General features: G+C 62.6%; 14 protein-coding genes. 7 read left to right on the forward strand and 7 right to left on the reverse strand.

Annotation, left to right across the window (positions count from 1 at the left end):
- Positions 1-81 precede the first annotated feature (81 nt).
- The gene (locus tag NKJ46_RS23180; protein WP_352667901.1) at positions 82-1455 is read right to left on the reverse strand and encodes a PleD family two-component system response regulator; all 1374 of its coding nucleotides are present in this window, start codon (positions 1453-1455) and stop codon (positions 82-84) included.
- Between the two features lie 33 nt (positions 1456-1488).
- Complete coding sequence (locus NKJ46_RS23185) at positions 1489-1905, reverse strand: response regulator (RefSeq protein WP_352493125.1); 417 nt, start codon at positions 1903-1905, stop codon at positions 1489-1491.
- Between the two features lie 172 nt (positions 1906-2077).
- Here NKJ46_RS23185 and NKJ46_RS23190 point away from each other — a divergent pair, with 172 nt between their 5' ends.
- The gene (locus tag NKJ46_RS23190) at positions 2078-2377 is read left to right on the forward strand and encodes a DUF3572 domain-containing protein (RefSeq protein WP_352667903.1); all 300 of its coding nucleotides are present in this window, start codon (positions 2078-2080) and stop codon (positions 2375-2377) included.
- Between the two features lie 191 nt (positions 2378-2568).
- On the opposite strand, the gene NKJ46_RS23195 is transcribed toward NKJ46_RS23190, so the two are convergent.
- Positions 2569-4107: a hypothetical protein gene (locus NKJ46_RS23195; RefSeq protein ID WP_352667906.1), complete on the reverse strand. Its 1539-nt coding sequence runs from the start codon at positions 4105-4107 to the stop codon at positions 2569-2571.
- 82 nt (positions 4108-4189) lie between these two features.
- Positions 4190-4765, reverse strand: coding sequence for a GNAT family N-acetyltransferase (locus tag NKJ46_RS23200; protein WP_352667908.1), 576 nt, complete (start codon positions 4763-4765; stop codon positions 4190-4192).
- Positions 4766-4833: 68 nt separating this feature from the next.
- Here NKJ46_RS23200 and NKJ46_RS23205 point away from each other — a divergent pair, with 68 nt between their 5' ends.
- Positions 4834-6162 (forward strand): DNA polymerase IV, encoded by a 1329-nt coding sequence (locus tag NKJ46_RS23205; RefSeq protein WP_352667909.1) that lies wholly within the window; start codon positions 4834-4836, stop codon positions 6160-6162.
- Positions 6163-6165: 3 nt separating this feature from the next.
- Here NKJ46_RS23205 and NKJ46_RS23210 read toward each other — a convergent pair whose 3' ends face one another.
- Positions 6166-6672, reverse strand: coding sequence for a hypothetical protein (locus tag NKJ46_RS23210; protein WP_352667911.1), 507 nt, complete (start codon positions 6670-6672; stop codon positions 6166-6168).
- Positions 6673-6843: 171 nt separating this feature from the next.
- On the opposite strand from NKJ46_RS23210, the gene NKJ46_RS23215 reads away from it, so the two are divergent.
- On the forward strand, positions 6844-7725 hold the full coding sequence (locus tag NKJ46_RS23215; protein ID WP_352667913.1) for a DMT family transporter: 882 nt from the start codon (positions 6844-6846) through the stop codon (positions 7723-7725).
- Positions 7726-7739: 14 nt separating this feature from the next.
- Here NKJ46_RS23215 and dnaE read toward each other — a convergent pair whose 3' ends face one another.
- Together dnaE and NKJ46_RS23225 are read right to left on the reverse strand one after the other, a co-directional pair.
- Complete coding sequence (gene dnaE, locus NKJ46_RS23220; RefSeq protein WP_352667915.1) at positions 7740-11267, reverse strand: DNA polymerase III subunit alpha; 3528 nt, start codon at positions 11265-11267, stop codon at positions 7740-7742.
- 469 nt (positions 11268-11736) lie between these two features.
- Positions 11737-13749, reverse strand: a complete 2013-nt coding sequence (locus NKJ46_RS23225; RefSeq protein ID WP_352667917.1) for an acetyl-CoA carboxylase biotin carboxylase subunit — start codon at positions 13747-13749, stop codon at positions 11737-11739.
- Between the two features lie 212 nt (positions 13750-13961).
- Here NKJ46_RS23225 and NKJ46_RS23230 point away from each other — a divergent pair, with 212 nt between their 5' ends.
- From NKJ46_RS23230 to NKJ46_RS23245, 4 genes are all read left to right on the forward strand, one after another.
- Positions 13962-15089 carry an S-(hydroxymethyl)glutathione dehydrogenase/class III alcohol dehydrogenase gene (locus NKJ46_RS23230; protein WP_352667919.1) on the forward strand — a complete coding sequence of 376 codons (1128 nt, stop codon included), beginning with the start codon at positions 13962-13964 and terminating at the stop codon, positions 15087-15089.
- A 71-nt stretch (positions 15090-15160) separates the two neighbouring features.
- Positions 15161-15730 (forward strand): S-(hydroxymethyl)glutathione synthase, encoded by a 570-nt coding sequence (gene gfa, locus NKJ46_RS23235; protein ID WP_352667921.1) that lies wholly within the window; start codon positions 15161-15163, stop codon positions 15728-15730.
- 170 nt (positions 15731-15900) lie between these two features.
- Complete coding sequence (locus tag NKJ46_RS23240) at positions 15901-16368, forward strand: YaiI/YqxD family protein (RefSeq protein ID WP_352492737.1); 468 nt, start codon at positions 15901-15903, stop codon at positions 16366-16368.
- 5 nt (positions 16369-16373) lie between these two features.
- Positions 16374-17051, forward strand: coding sequence for a DUF1345 domain-containing protein (locus tag NKJ46_RS23245; protein WP_352667923.1), 678 nt, complete (start codon positions 16374-16376; stop codon positions 17049-17051).
- The last annotated feature ends 80 nt before the right edge of the window (positions 17052-17131 follow it).

Raw genomic sequence — 17131 nt, forward strand, 5'->3', positions numbered from 1 at the left:
TCTTAACCAAGCCTCGCAAATCGCTTGGATTAAGGTAAATTCGTAACCTTGTCGCGTTGACCGGGCAATTGCTGTTCGGTGCTAAGCCGCCTTGGCGACGACGCGATTGCGGCCGCCGCTCTTGGCTTCGTAGAGCGCGAGGTCGGCGCGTTTCATCAGCGCCGAGACCGTGTCTACCCCTTTCAGCACCGACGACACGCCAACGCTGACGGTGACTTCGACGGCCTTGCCTTCGGTGCCGACGGCAAACGGCAGCTGGGCGATTTCGGCGCGAATGCGCTCGGCGACCTTTTCGGCTACCGCGCCGTCGGTGTCCGGCATCACCACGACGAACTCCTCACCGCCGAAGCGGCAGGCCAGGTCGATGCCGCGCACATTCTTGCGCAGCCGCCGCGCGAATTCGCGCAGCACGTCGTCGCCGCCGTCATGGCCATGCGCGTCGTTGATGCTCTTGAAGCGGTCCAGATCGGTGATCATCACCGACAGCGGCCGGCGCCGTGCCACGGCGCGGTCGAACAGCGTCTGCAAATGGCTGTCGAGATAGCGGCGGTTGTGCAGGCCGGTCAGGGCATCGGTCACCGCCATCTCGATGGTCTGGGTGACGCTGGCGCGAAGCTGGTCGTTGTAGCGCTTGCGACGCACCTGCGTGCGCAGCCGCGCCGTCAGCTCCTGCTGGTCGATCGGCCGCATCAGATAATCGTTGATGCCGAGTTCGAGGCCGCGGATGATACGCCCCTCCTCGCCCTCGTCCGCCAGAAGGATGATTGGCAGGAAACGGGTGCGATCAAGCGAGCGCAATTGCGAGCAGAGCCTCAGCGGGTCGAAATCGGCAAAGGCCGTCGAGATCATCACGCATTCGTAGGGCAGCTCGGCGGCCTGGAAGAAGCCGGCATGCGGATCGGTGGCGACGTCGAGATCGGCACTGCCGCGCAGCATCTTCTGGATGCGCTCGAACGAGGATTTGCGCTCGTCGACCAGCAGCACCTTGGGCACCGCATCGTCAGTAGCGAAGTTGCGGCTCAAAAGCTCCTCGATGCCGATATTGCGTGTCGTCGAGGCGCGCAGCCGCAGCTCGTCGGTCAGCGACTTCAGCCTGACCAGGCTCTTGACGCGCGTCATCAGCTGCAGATCGTTGACCGGCTTGGTCAAAAAATCGTCAGCGCCGGCCTCGAGGCCGCGCACCCGATCCGAAACCTGGTCGAGCGCGGTGATCATCACGACCGGGATGTGCGATGTCGCCGGGTCGCCCTTCAGCCGCCGGCAGACCTCGAACCCGTCCATGTCGGGCATCATCACGTCGAGCAGCACGACGTCGACCTTGCCGTTCTCGCAGATCTCGATCGCATCCGGCCCGTTGGTGGCGGTCAGGACCTCGAAATATTCGGCGAGCAGCCGAACCTCCAGCAGCCTGACATTGGCTGGGATGTCGTCGACGACGAGGATCCGCGCGGTCATTTCACAAAGCTCCGGCTCGGCTGGAAAGATACATCAGGCATCGCCCAGGTAGGATTTGATGGTTTCGATGAAACGCGGCACCGAGATCGGCTTGGAGATATATGCCTCGCAGCCGCCCTGGCGGATGCGCTCCTCGTCGCCCTTCATCGCGAAGGCGGTGACGGCGATGACCGGGATGACGTGGAGATCATCGTCCTCCTTCAGCCATTTGGTCACCTCGAGGCCCGACACTTCGGGCAGCTGGATGTCCATCAGGATGAGGTCCGGCCTGTGCTTCCGCGCCAGATCCAGCGCTTCCAGGCCGTTGCGTGTGCGCACCGTCTCGTAGCCGCTCGCTTCGATGAGGTCGCGAAAGAGCTTCATGTTGAGCTCGTTGTCTTCGACGATCATAACCTTCTTTGGCATCGATTTCCCGTCCCGGCTGACCTTCCACTCGAAGGGTGCCGTCATGCGCCCCTTGTCGGCACGCACCAAACCTGTTCCCACTATACGGCAATATGATTGACGAAACGGAAACCGGCCGCCCGAAAAGCGTTCGGATTCCAGGTCGGCGAGCTTGCTGCCGGCGACACTTGCCACTACTGCGAAAACAGAACGATTCCGCCCATGAAGGAAGGTAGCGATGGCAAACGCAGCGTCAATGCGCGAGGAAGCGGAAACGATCGCCGTAAAGGCGTTGGGCTTCGTCGCCGCCGATCCGGAACTTCTGCCCCGCTTCCTGGCGATCACCGGCATCGAAGCCCATTCCATCCGCAGGGCGGCCGGCGAGCCGGGATTCCTGGCCGGCGTGCTGCAGTTCATCCTTGCCCACGAGCCGACCCTGATGCGTTTTTCCGAGGAGACCGGAACGCCGCCCGTCGCAGTCGGCAAGGCATTGCGGGCGCTGCCGCTCGGCGACGACAATCATGAGCATTCGATATAAGGAACGATCCCGAGACAGCGGACAGATCGCCGCGGCGAAAACCGCGAGCGCACTCGGGCGTTAACGCCAGCCGGTTCTAGAGCAATTCCAGGAAAAGTGTGAAACGGTTTTCCGTCCGGAATTGTGCAAAAACAAAGACATGGAGCGGTTCGGCGTTTCCGTGAAACGATGAACCGCTCCAAGCTCGGCGCTTAGGGTTTCAACTTCGCCCCTGCCCCGCCATTGTCATTCTCGCCCGAGCCATGATCCGGAACGGTAACATCGCTTGGGTCCATGATGGGGTTGTCCTGAACGGCATCGGCCGGCTTCAGCATGGCGCCGTTGACCGTGACCGAACCGTCTGCCTTGGCGTTGACGACCCATTCCAGTCGACCATCCGGCAGTTCCTTGCCGAATCCTTTGACGGCGAGTGCGAACGGGAAATACTGTGCCGCTTCCGGTTCGGTCTTGGCCGCCGTCTGCAGGGACTCCACGATCTTGTCATAGCCCGCGACATGTACTGTCATCGTCGCCTCCGGCTTCATGCCCGGGAACGTCATCTTCCCTTCCACGGCAACTTCGACGTTGCCATTCTTGGCTATGCTGTGCTCGAGCACGATCTTCGGGTTGTTGGCCATGAAATCGGCGACCAGGGCATCGCCAAACTCGTCCGACAGCGGCGGATCCTTATTGAGATCAAAGGCTTCGATCGCTTTTTTCGCCATCGTGTCGAGATCAATGTTGTCGCCTCCGATGTTCAATTCGAGATCGGTTGGCAGCAAGGCGGCGCTCCAGCTTGGTAAGAGCTGCTGAGGAACAGTCAGCCCTGCCGCCGTGATGCTGTAGTCAATCTTTCCATGGCTGGAGATGCCGCCGATGCTGGTCGTTGCGCTCAAATCACTGAGCCGGAAATCACCCACAGCCGTTGCAAAGGTCAGGCCCTCAAAGCGGTAGGACTCTTCCAATCGTTCCCAAAGGGGCAATGCGCTTGTCAGTAGAGATTTGAGCTCAGCCTGGTTTGCCTTCAGTGAAGCTTCGTCCTGATTGGCGATGGCAAAACCGAGAAGATCGAGGAACGCCTTCGTACGCACGCCATTTCCGGTAATCTCGGCCGACACCCTCGGTGACTTCATCGTGACTGGCACTTTCAGCCCCGTCCCGCCTTCATCGACAATGGCCGTTTCGACGAAATCAGCGATCGTCTGTGTCATGGCAAAATCGACGCCGCCGCCTGCGGATTTGCTAGCGTTCAAGGTCGACGTGCCGGCGCCAATGCTGAGGTCCATCGGCTCCTTGGGATCTCTGGACGTCACTTGCATGCCGGCCATCGAGCCGGCTCCGCTGGTGAACGCCGTCAGCCCCGGATCGTAGATGCCGCTGAACGCGGAGCCGGAGACGGAGAAACGCACCCCTTGCGGTCCCTGGAGATCGACAAAAGCGTTGGATGCTAGATCTGACGACACACTCCAGCTTCCGTCACTGCGCGGTTTGACCAGCATCGCAAAGGGCGCGAGATTGAATGTCAGAGGGTCATTGTTGCGATTTGCCCTAATGAGGGCGTTGAAATCGAAGGCTATCCGATAGGCATCGCCGTCGGTCGAGATCTTCAAAATACCGCTGTCGAGCGCCTTCTTGCCAATGTAACGCGACAGATCATCCGAAAGTTGCTTCGCACCCTGACTATCGATGGCCTGCCCCCAGCTTGGCGTACCGAATGCAAGCAGCAAAACAAATGGCAAAACACGCTTCATGTTAACCCCCATTTTCGACCACTGAACTCAAAGTCGCTTCGAGATTGATCGCAAGATACTGTTACAGCCACGACACGACCAGCTAAAGCACCAGCCGCACCAGCGGCCGGCCCGGCTTGCGTTCGATCAATCGCTGGAACCCGGCCTTTTCGAAGACCCGCGACGAGCCGACGAACAGCCCGATCGAGCGCGAATCCTTCGACAGGTCGATCGGGCAGGCCTCGAGCAGCCGCGCGCCATTTTCCCGTGCGAAGTCGATGCCGCCTTGGACCAGGCGGTGCGACAGGCCCCTGCCGCGTGCCTTGGCGCGGATGAAAAAGCAGGAGATCGCCCAGACGTCTGGATCGCTGGCATCGGCGGGGTCGAGCGGCGCCGACCCCCGGCCCTGGTTATTCCACTCGGGCACGTCGGCGCGCGGGCCGATCTGCATCCAGCCGACCGCCTTGCCGTCCTCGAAGGCCAGCAGGCCAGGTGGTGGTCCGGCCTCGATCCGGGCTTTGATGTGGTCCTTGTTCCGCTCCCGGTTGCTCGCGCGGCGCGCTGCCGGCGACAGCCGGAAATGTGTGCACCAGCAGCCGTAGCAGGCGCCTTGCTTACCGAAAAGATCTTCGAAATCCGCCCAAAGCTCGGGCACTAGCGGCGCTATGGTCGTATTCATGAGCTCTCTCCCGGCCCACCGCCTTGTCGTGGCGTCCGTCGTGACGTACCATTGCATTTGTTCTCTTTATGTTCGCAGCGATGGCGGCTCCTGTCAACAATCCCGAACACGGTTTTTGCCGCGACTGCCTGAGTTTTCAGCGCAGCGAGGCACGCCGTTGCGAGCGCTGCGGCAGTCCACGGCTCGCCCGCCATCCCGAGCTTTACCGGCTGCGCCTTGCCCATATCGATTGCGACGCGTTCTACGCGGCGGTCGAAAAGCGCGACAACCCGGCGCTGAAGGACCGGCCATTGATCATCGGCGGCGGCAAGCGCGGCGTCGTCTCCACCGCATGCTACATCGCCCGCATCCATGGCGTGCGCTCGGCAATGCCGATGTTCAAGGCGCTCGAAGCCTGCCCGGACGCGGTGGTCCTCCCGCCGGACATGGAGAAATACGTGCGCGTCGGCCGCGAGGTGCGCGCCATGATGCAGGCGCTGACGCCGCTGGTCGAGCCGCTCTCGATCGACGAGGCCTTTCTCGACCTCGCCGGCACCGAGCGCCTGCATGGCCTGCCGCCCGCGGTGGTGTTGGCGCGCTTCGCGCTCAGCGTCGAAAAGGAGATCGGCATCACCGTTTCTGCCGGCCTTTCCTACTGCAAGTTCCTGGCCAAGGTGGCGTCGGACTTCCGCAAGCCGCGCGGCTTTTCGGTGATCGGCGAGGCCGAGGCTATCGGCTTCCTGGCCGAGCAGCCGGTAACGCTGATCTGGGGGGTCGGCAAGGCCTTTGCCGCCACGCTCGAGCGCGACGGCATCCGCACCATCGGCCAGTTGCAGCGCATGGAGCGCGGCGACCTGATGCGCCGCTATGGCGTCATGGGCGACCGGCTCTACCGGCTTTCGCGCGGCGAGGACGACCGTCGCGTCGTTCCCGACCAGGATGCGAAAAGCGTCTCGGCGGAAACCACTTTCGACACCGACATCTCCTCCGTCGACGAACTGGTTTCGGTGCTGAGGGCGCTGTCGGAAAAAGTCTCGGCCCGGCTGAAAAAATCCGGCATGGCCGGACGCACCGTCGTCCTCAAGCTGAAGACCCAGGATTTCAAGATCCGCACGCGCAATCGCCAGCTCGGCGATCCGACCCGGCTGGCCGACCGCATCTTTCAGACCGGGCTCGAGCTGCTGCGCAAGGAAGCGGATGGCACGAAATACCGGCTGCTCGGTATTGGCGTCAGCGATCTCTCCGACGACGACCGGGCGGACCCGCCCGACCTGGTCGACGTCCAGTCACGTAAGCGCGCCATGGCCGAAGGCGCCATCGACACGCTGCGCGGCAAGTTCGGCCGCAGGGCGGTGGAGACCGGCTATACCTTCGGCAAGGGCCGCGATGCCCATCCGCCCGAACCGGTCGAGGAGTGATAGTCAGGTGCGCCGCAGATCGATCCGGGTGGTAATCACGCGCTCGCCGGTTTTCGGGTCGACGTCGATAACGGTCAGCCGCATGCCGTCCTTGCCGTTCTTCTCGACCGTCATTTGCGCCGTGCGATCGCCATTGACCTCCTTGGCCCAACGGATGCCGAGATTGATCGCGTTGCCGGAGCGGCTGCCGCTCAATTGCGCCGGCCCGGTGCGCGATCCGACATAGGTACCGCTGTATTTCGTCCCGCTGGACCTGAGATCCGCGCTGATGGCGCGCGTTACCACGATAAGACCGCGGCAACTGCCGTCGAGCGACAACGAGCTCGACGTCGCGTCGGAATTGAAGCGGCATGAGACATTCACCGTCGGCGCATCAGTGGTCACCTTGACGATGCCTTTACCGGCGAAATTCCCCTGGAACGAGCGAAGAAAATCCGGATCGTCGGCATGCGCTACGCCAGCCCCGGCCGTCAGGCAGCCGGCAAGTACAAATCGTGCAAGTGATTTCATCGGGCCGCTCCTCGTTGGTATCCAAAACACAGCACGCAAACACTGAAGGACCAACGCTTCCCACAGCGGCGGGTTCCGGCTTCAACATCACTGTGCAACGCTGCACGGCTGGCCCAGCCGAATGCGCCGGCTAGCGGTTGCGATGAGCGCTCCGGCTTGCGACATAGCCGCATGGCACCCGCACCCTCGATCCCCAAGGCCGCGTTCTGGATGGCGCTGTCGATCGCCTCGTTCCTGGCGATGTCGGTGGCCGGCCGGGCCACGACGGCCGAACTCAACGTCTTCCAGGTGCTCGAGCTGCGCTCGGTGATCGGCTTTTTCATCCTGCTGCCGCTGGTCATGATGTCAGGCGGTTTTGCGGCGATGCGCACCGGGCGTCCGCTGGCCCATATCGCCCGCAACGTCGTCCACTATACCGGCCAGGCTGCCTGGCTCTACGCCCTGACGCTGATCCCGCTTGCGGTACTGATCTCGATCGAATTCACGACGCCGATCTGGACCGCTTTGCTGGCGGTCGCTTTCCTCGGCGAAAGGCTCTCCCGGCCACGGCTCGCGGCGATCGTGCTCGGGCTGGTCGGCGTTGTGATCATCGTGCGTCCGGGCGTCGGCGCGGTCAATCCGGGGCATGTTATCGTGCTGGGAGCCGCGGTCTGCTTCGGCATCTCGGTGGTCCTCGTCAAGTCGCTGACGCGGACGGACAGCGTCGTGCGCATTATCTTCTGGATGCTGATCATCCAGTCGGTGCTTGGCCTTGTCCCGGCGCTATACGAATGGCAAAACCCGCCGCTCGAGCTCTGGCCGTGGATCCTGCTGATCGCCTTTACCGGCATGTCGTCGCATTTCTGCATGGCCCGTGCACTTGTCTATGCCGATGCGACGGTCATCTCGCCAATGGACTTTTTGCGCGTGCCGCTGTCGGCGGTGATCGGATGGCTGCTCTATCACGAGCAGATCGACGCCTTCACCGCTGGTGGCGCCCTGCTGATCCTGATGGGCAATCTGCTCAACCTGCAGCGGAGAGCACCGCAACCGGCGGAGATCGCCGCTTCATAAGCGTGCGCTAACTCTTAGACCAGTTCCACCTCGACCACGCCCGGCACCGCCCGCATCGCCGACGCTATCTGCGGCGATACGCGGTAGCGGTTGGGCAACTCGATCTCGACCTCGCCCTCGCCGCCTTCCTTGATGACGATGATGCTCACCTGACTGTCGCCACGTTGGCCAAGCTGCGATTGGATTGTCGATGCCGGAGCGTCATTTCTGACGAAGATGCGCAACGCTTTCTGGATACGGCTTGCCTCGTCCTCCAACGACTGCACGGTCTGGATGCGCAGATTGACGCCTTCAGGCCTGTCCTCGGCCGAAACGGTGATCACCACCGAGCGGCCGGGTTCGAGCAGGTCGCGGTATTGCGCCAGCCCCTCGGAAAACAGCACCGCTTCATACTGGCCTGACGTGTCGGAAAACTGCACGACGCCCATCTTATTGCCGGTGCGCGTCTTGCGCTCCTGCTTGGTGGTGACGGTACCGGCGAGCCGGCCGGCGGCAGCACCGCGTTTGACGGCCGCCGAAAACTCGCCCCAGGTCTGCACCCGCATTTTCTGCAGCGCCGCCTTGTATTCGTCGAGCGGATGCGCCGAGAGATAGAACCCGACCACCTGGAATTCACGGTGCAGGCGGTCGGCGGCCAGCCAGGGATCGGTCGTCGGCAGGTTGAGCGCCTGCGACTGTGCGCCGAGCGAGGCGCCAAAGATGTCGTGCTGGCCGGTGACGGCATTCTGCTGCGCCAGCGACGCCAGCCCCATCATCCGCTCGACGCCAGCCATCATCGCCGCGCGGTCATGACCGAAGCAGTCGAGCGCGCCGGCCATGATCAGGCTTTCGAAGACGCGCTTGCCGACGATCTTCGGATCGACCCTTTCACAGAAATCGGCGAGGCTCTTGAACGGTTTTTCGCCGCGCGTGGCGACGATGTGCTCGACCGCCGCGTCACCGACGCCCTTGAGCGCGGCCAGCGAATAGAAAATGCGGTTCTGGCCGACCTCGAAATCCCGGAATGACGTCATCACCGACGGCGCCACTACTTCGATACCGAGGCGCAGCGCATCCTGGCGGAAATCGGCGAGCTTGTCCGTATTGCCCATGTCGAGCGTCATCGACGCGGCCAGGAACTCGACCGGGTAATGCGCCTTCAGATAGGCGGTCTGGTAGGAGACGACGGCATAGGCGGCGGCATGCGATTTGTTGAAACCGTAGTCGGCAAACTTTGCCAGCAGGTCGAAGATGAAGTCGGCTTGCGGCTTGCCGACGCCGCGCTCGACGGCACCCGAAACAAAGCGCTCGCGCTGCTTGTCCATCTCGGCGCGGATCTTCTTGCCCATGGCGCGACGCAGCAGATCGGCTTCGCCCAGCGAATAGCCGGAGAGCTCCTGCGCGATCTGCATCACCTGTTCCTGGTAGACGATAACGCCCTGCGTCTCCTTGACGAGATGGTCGATCTTCGGGTGGATCGACGCCATCTCCTCCTCGCCGTGCTTTCTGGCATTGTAGGTCGGGATGTTCTCCATCGGCCCCGGCCGGTAGAGCGCGACCAGCGCGATAATGTCTTCGATACAGTCGGGCCGCATGCCGATCAGCGCCTTGCGCATGCCGGCACTTTCCACCTGGAACACGCCGACCACCTCGCCGCGCGACAGCATGGCGTAGGTTTCCGGGTCGTCGAGCGGAATGTGGGCGAGATCGATCTCGATGCCACGGCGGCGGATCAGCTTGACGGCCCTGTCCAGCACCGTCAGCGTCTTCAGGCCAAGGAAGTCGAATTTCACCAGCCCGGCCTGCTCGACATACTTCATGTTGAACTGCGTGACCGGCATGTCCGAGCGCGGATCGCGGTACATCGGCACCAGTTCCGACAACGGCCGGTCGCCGATGACGATGCCGGCGGCGTGCGTCGAGGCGTGGCGGTAGAGACCTTCCAGCTTCTGCGCCGTGTCGAGCAGCGTCTGCACGATCGGCTCACGCTCCGCCTCTTCGGCAAAGCGCGGCTCGTTGGCGATGGCGTCGGCGAGCTTGACCGGATTGGCCGGGTTCGACGGCACCATCTTGCTCAGCTTGTCGACCTGCCCATATGGCATCTGCAGCACGCGGCCGACGTCGCGCAGCACCGCGCGCGCCTGCAGTGTCCCGAAGGTGATGATCTGGCCGACCTGGTCGCGGCCGTATTTCTGCTGGACGTAGCGGATGACCTCCTCGCGCCGGTCCTGGCAGAAGTCGATGTCGAAGTCGGGCATCGACACGCGGTCGGGATTGAGGAAGCGCTCGAACAGCAGCGAAAAGCGCAGCGGATCGATGTCGGTGATGGTCGTGGCATAGGCAACCAGCGAGCCGGCGCCCGAACCGCGGCCCGGGCCGACCGGAATGCCTTGCGTCTTTGCCCATTTGATGAAGTCGGCAACGATCAGGAAATAGCCGGGATATTTCATCTTCTCGATGACGCCGAGCTCGAAATCCAGCCTCTCGCGATATTGCTCGACGGTATAGCCGGGCGTCGGCCCGTGCGCCGCCAGCCGCGCCTCCAGCCCTTCATGCGCCTGCCTGGCAAGCTCCTGCGCCTCCGCCTTGACCGCAGCATCGGCGTCGGCGACATCGCGGCCGGCAAAGCGCGGCAGGATCGGATTGCGCGTCTTCGGGTAATACGAGCAGCGCAATGCGATCTCGACGGTGTTGTCGATTGCTTCCGGCAGGTCGGCGAACAGCCTCGCCATGTCGGCCTGGCTTCTCAGGAAGTGGTCGGGCGAAAGGCGGCGGCGATTGTCGGCTGCAACCACGGAGCCTTCGGCGATGGCGATCAACGCATCATGCGCGTCATAGTCTTCACGAGAGAAGAAAAACGCCTCGTTGGTGGCAACCAACGGCAGATCATGGCGGTAGGCGAGATCGACCGACGACTGCTCGATCGCACGGTCGTAGCCGGACACCCGCTCAAGCTCGACATAGAGCCGGTCGCCGAACAGGCCCTTGAGCGCCAGCAGCCGGGTCTCGGCGAGTTCGCGGCGATCCTCTTTCAAGGCGGTGCCGATCGGCCCGCGCGGCCCGCCGGTAAGGCAGATCAGACCGTCGGAGTGGCCCTGCAGCATCCCGCTCGTCAGATGCACCGCTTCGCCGGGCGGTGTCTCGAGGTAGACGCGGCTGACCAGCCTGACCAGATTGCCGTAGCCGGCCTCGGTTGCGGCGATCAGGACGACCGGCCGCATCTCCGGTCCTTGCCGCCTGCGGTCGCGCTGGCTGTCGCTCGCCTCGCCGGAAAAGGCGAGGTCGATCTGGCAGCCGATGATCGGCTGGATACCGTCCTTTACCGCCTTCTGGGCGAATTCCAGTGCGCCGAACAGATTATTGGTGTCGGTGACGGCGATTGCCGGGCATTCGTCCTGCACCGCATGGCCGACGATCTTGCCGAGCTGCAACGCACCTTCGAGCAGCGAATAGGCCGAATGCACGCGCAGATGAATGAACCGACGCGCCGCCGCCTCCGCCCGCGACGCCTTTGCATAGGCTTCGCGCAGCAAGGGATCGCGTGGAAGTCTCTCATCCGCCATGGTTTTTTCGCGCCGCCTCACAAGGACTCAGTCGATGAAGATGTATTGTCCGGCACCCGGTAACACGAGTCCAGCGGTAGCGATTGGAGCTTTGGACGTTTAGAGCAGCCGCCGCAACTGCCGATCTCCCCCCTCGTGGGGAGATGTCCGGCAGGACAGAGAGGGGCGCTGTCCCGCCAACCTCGGGCCAGGAAACACAAAACCCGCCTCAAAGGCGGGTCGTTGGAGCCAATTAGCACCATACCCAAATTAGTAGCATAGTTGCCGGCACAAAGCAAGAACAAAATACGTTGTGGCGGCAAAAAAATGCGAATTCTGTCTCGTTGCCCAACGAATTGTCTGGTCGCGTTTCTTCGCGCCCCTCTCTGTCCTGCCGGACATCTCCCCCACGAGGGGGGAGATTGGCCGTCACCTCGGCTTTCGCTAATCTCCAACGTCCCAGGCTAGCCTCAGGCGGTTTTTTTCACCCTCACGCGAATTCCATGATCACCGCATCGACGGCAAGGCTGTCGCCGGGCTTGGCGTTGAGCTTCGAGACGATGAGGTCGCGCTCGGCGCGCAGCACGTTTTCCATCTTCATCGCTTCGACCACTGCAAGCGTCTCGCCGGCCTTGACCTCCTGCCCCTCGACAACGGCGATCGACACGACGAGCCCGGGCATTGGGCAGAGCAGCATCTTCGAAGTGTCCGGCGCGATTTTTTCAGGCATCAGCCTTTCGAGTTCGGCAGTGCGCGGCAGCATGGCGCGGGCTGTCACCGACATGCCTTTCCAGGCGATGCGGAACCCGTTCAGTACCGGCCTGACCTGCGCCGCGACCTTGCGACCGCCGACCGTGCCGCGCCAGATGAGATCGCCCGGCCGCCAGTCGGATGCCACGGTCAGCGGTTTGCCGCCGTCGATTGTGAGATCGAGCTCCATCGGAACGGAAATCATGCCTTCGACGATGGCGAGCGAAAGATAATCCCGGCCGATCTTCACCACCCAATCGCGTTTCAAGGCGCCCGAATGCGGCGCCAGCCGCCCGCCCAGCCGGTCCAGCCGGTCGCGGCGCAGAAGTTCGACCGCAGTTGCGATCGCCGCCAGCACCGCTTTCTCCTCGGCGTCTGGCACGATCGGCGCGAAGCCGTCCGGGTATTCCTCGGCGATGAAAGCGGTGGACAGCCGCCCTTCCCGCCAGCGCAGATGCTGCATCAGCGCCGCCAGGAACGGGATGTTATGCTCGATGCCGTCGACGACGAAGCTATCCAGCGCTTCCGACATCGCATCGATCGCCGCCAGCCGCGTCGGCGCCCAGGTGCACAGCTTGGCGACCATCGGGTCGTAGAACATCGAAATTTCCGAGCCTTCGGTGACGCCGGTATCGTTGCGGATGACGATTTCGCCGAATTTTCCCTCTTCCGGCGGCCGGTATTTCGTCAGCCTGCCGATCGACGGCAGAAAATTGCGATAGGGGTCTTCGGCATAGAGGCGGCTTTCCACCGCCCAGCCGTTCAGCTTGACGTCGCTCTGCTTGATGGCGAGCTTTTCGCCGGCTGCCACGCGGATCATCTGCTCGACCAGGTCGATGCCGGTGACGAGTTCCGTCACCGGATGCTCGACCTGCAGCCGCGTGTTCATTTCCAGGAAATAGAAGTTCTTGTCGCTATCGACGATGAATTCGACCGTTCCGGCGCTCTGGTAGTCGACCGCCTTGGCCAACGCCACCGACTGCTCGCCCATGGCTTTGCGGGTCTTGGCATCGAGGAAGGGCGACGGCGCCTCCTCTACGACCTTCTGGTTGCGGCGCTGGATCGAGCATTCGCGCTCGCCGAGATAGAGCGTATTGCCATGCGCGTCGGCGAGCACCTGGATTTCGATATGGCGCGGGTCGACGATGAATTTTTCGATGAAGACGCGGTCATCGCCGAACGAGCTTTTGGCCTCCGAGCGCGCCCGGTCGAAGCCGTCGCGCACCTCTGCCTTGCTCCAGGCGATGCGCATGCCCTTGCCGCCGCCGCCGGCCGAGGCCTTGATCATCACGGGATAGCCGATTTCACCGGCTATCCTTTCGGCATGGGCGGCGTTTTCGACGACGCCGAGCCAGCCGGGCACCGTCGACACCTTGGCCGCATTGGCGAACTTCTTCGATTCGATCTTATCGCCCATCGCCTTGATGGCCTTGGGCTTCGGGCCGATGAAGACGATGCCTTCCTGCTCCAGCGCTTCGCAGAAGGATGCCCGCTCCGACAGGAAGCCATAGCCGGGATGCACGGCTTCGGCCCCTGTCGTCTTGCAGGCGGCGATGATCTTTTCCGGGACCAGATAACTTTGCGCAGCAGGCGAAGGCCCGATATGCACCGCCTCGTCGGCCATTTCGACATGCACGGCGTCGCGGTCGGCGTCGGAATAGACCGCGACGGTGGCGATGCCCATCTTGCGCGCCGTCTTGATCACGCGGCAGGCGATCTCGCCACGGTTGGCGACCAGGATCTTTGAGAACATGCAGGCCTCGTCCCTCGGCTGCCCGTCTTTTACGGGCTTCCCGTTTTATGGGCTTCAGGGGGCCGGTCAAGGCAAAGTCGGGCCTATCCCGGATGCAAATCGGCGGGCGCTGACGAAAATCCGGGATCAGAACGTCGCTTCGTGCATAGCGCAGAGCTGAATGGTAAGTTAAATCTAACCGGGATTGCAGACTGCCATGGGAGGATTGCCTGATGAAAACGCGCGCCGCTGTCGCCGTCGCCGCCGGAAAGCCGCTGGAGATCATGGAGGTCGACCTCGAAGGTCCCCGTGATGGCGAGGTGCTGGTCGAGATCAAGGCAACCGGCATCTGCCACACCGACGAGTTCACGCTGTCGGGTGCCGACCCGGAAGGCCTGTTTCCGGCGATCCTCGGCCATGAAGGCGCCGGCATCGTCGTCGACGTCGGCAAGGGCGTCACCTCGGTCAGGAAGGGCGACCATGTCATCCCGCTCTATACGCCGGAATGCCGGCAGTGCCCGTCCTGCCTGTCGCGCAAGACCAACCTGTGCACCGCCATCCGCGCCACGCAGGGACAGGGCTTGATGCCGGACGGCACCTCGCGCTTCTCGATCGGCAAGGACAAGCTGTTCCACTATATGGGCTGCTCGACCTTTTCCAACTTCACAGTGCTGCCCGAGATCGCGGTGGCCAAGGTCAATGCCGACGCGCCGTTCGACAAGATCTGCTACATCGGCTGCGGCGTCACCACCGGCATCGGCGCTGTGATCAACACGGCCAAGGTCGAGCAAGGCGCGACGGCCGTCGTCTTCGGCCTCGGCGGCATCGGCCTCAACGTCATCCAGGGCCTGCGCCTAGCCGGCGCCGACATGATCATCGGCGTCGACCTGAACAACGACAAGAAGGAATGGGGCGAGAAATTCGGCATGACGCATTTCGTCAATCCGAAGGAGATCGACGGCGATGTCGTGGCTCATCTCGTCAACATGACCAAGCGCGGCGCCGACCAGATCGGCGGCGCCGACTACACGTTCGACTGCACCGGCAACACCAAAGTCATGCGCCAAGCGCTGGAATCGTCGCATCGCGGCTGGGGCAAGTCGGTCGTCATCGGCGTTGCCGGCGCCGGCCAGGAGATCTCGACGCGGCCGTTCCAGCTGGTCACCGGCCGCACCTGGATGGGCACCGCCTTCGGCGGCGCGCGCGGCCGCACCGACGTGCCGAAGATCGTCGACTGGTACATGGCCGGCAAGATCGAGATCGATCCGATGATCACCCACACGCTGAAGCTCGAGGACATCAACAAGGGCTTTGACCTGATGCATGAAGGCAAGTCGATCAGGAGCGTGGTGGTTTACTGAGGAGGAGAAAGCCGCCGGCTAACCAGCCAGCGGCCGAAAAATGCAGATGTTCAAAACGGGAGGAGACAAAAATGCCGGAAAAACTGCATCCTAAAATCGACAATGGACTGCCCCGGGAAAAGCCCGACTTTGCCGGCGGCACGCTGGTCTGCGCCTGCACCAGCAACCCGGTCAAGGTGAAGGTCAAGGGCCAGATCGCCCACAACCATGCCTGCGGCTGCACCAAATGCTGGAAGCCGGAAGGCGCATTGTTCTCGGTCGTGGCGGTTGCCGCTACAAACGACGTGACGGTGACCGAAAACGGCGACAAGCTGAAGGTCGTCGATCCGGGCGCGCTGATCCTGCGCCATGCCTGTACCGGCTGCGGCGTCCACATGCACGGCCCGGTCGAGCGCGACCACGCTTTCAAGGGGCTGTCCTTCATTCATCCCGAGCGCTTCCAGGAGGACGGCTGGTCGCCGCCGGGCTTCACCGCCTTTGTTTCGTCGATCATCGAATCCGGTGTCGATCCGAGCCGCATGGACGGCATAAGGTCACAGCTGAAGTCGATCGGGCTCGAACCTTATGATTGCCTCAATCCCGGCCTGATGGACTATATCGCCACCTGGACGGCCAAGAGGTCCGGCGCGTTGCCGGCCTAGTAGCCGCTCGACTAAAGCGCGTCGCGTTCGACTGGCCTCATGCGACGCGCTTTAGGTTCTTGTTTTTATGCATGTCGTTGTCGCGAAACCGCTGCACACTTTTGCGCGACATGCATTATCATCGATCGAGCCGGGCGACATCGCCCGGCTCTTTCACATTTGGAACAACGATGCCCGCACCCGCCATTCTCGTCGATGCTGACGCCTGCCCGGTGAAGGCCGAGGTCGAAAAAGTCGCCGAACGGCACGGCATCGTCGTCACCTTCGTCTCCAATGGCGGCTTGCGTCCGTCGCGCGATCCGATGATCCGCAATGTCGTCGTCTCCAAGGGTGCCGACGCCGCCGACGACTGGATCGTCGACAATGCCCGGCCCAACGACATCGTGGTGACCGCCGACATCCCGCTTGCCGCCCGCGCGGTGGCGCTTGGCGCCCATGTGCTCGGCCCGACGGGACGCCCGTTTACGCCGGAAACGATTGGCATGGCGGTGGCAATGCGCGATCTCAAGCAGCATCTGCGCGAGACCGGCGAAAGCAAGGGCTACAATTCGAGCTTCGCGCCGCAGGATCGCTCGCGGTTCCTGGGCGAGCTTGACCGCATCCTACGGCGAGCGCTGAAATCCGCGTCAGCGGACTGAGAACCATGACGACCGGTATCCCCACCAAGATGCCTTTGCGACGCCACACGCCGTTCGCGCTCTCGGCATGCATCGGCGTGGCAGCCTTCGGCGCAGCGCTGATCTGGCGTGCGCCGCTTGCCTATTCGATCGGCGCCAATGTGTTCTTTGCCGCCTATCTCGTTCTTGTCATCGCCCACATGCCGCGGCTTACCGGCAGCTATCTGCGCAAGAATGCAGGCGACACCGACCTGCCGGTACTGGCCATCTTCGCGGTCACTCTGGTTGTCGTGGCTATTGCCATCATTTCGTTGTTTCAATTGATCAACAGGGAGAAGGGCGTGGACGCCGTCGAGCTTACGGTGGCGCTGCTGTCCATCCCGCTTGGCTGGTTGACCATCCATGCCATGGCCGCACTTCACTACGCGCATCTCTACTGGATGGACGGCGATGCGATAGATGGCGACACCAAAAAGAAAATTCCGGTCGGCGGCCTCGACTTCCCGGGCGGCAAACGGCCGGAAGGCTCGGATTTCCTCTATTTTGCGACTGTGATCGGCATGACGGCGCAAACCGCCGACACCAACATCACGACCTCGCAAATGCGCCGTGTCGTGCTTGTGCATTCGATCCTGTCTTTCTTCTTCAACACGGTCATCGTGGCAGCCGCGGTCAATCTCGCCGTCAGCCTCGGCAATCCGTAATAATTCCGTGATCGGGTGAAACATCGCTTAAGCTGGCGACGTATTGGGAGGAGAAGAGATCTGACAGGCCGCGGCGAACA

It is taken from the genome of Mesorhizobium sp. M0166 (assembly GCF_040322255.1).
GTDB lineage: Bacteria > Pseudomonadota > Alphaproteobacteria > Rhizobiales > Rhizobiaceae > Mesorhizobium.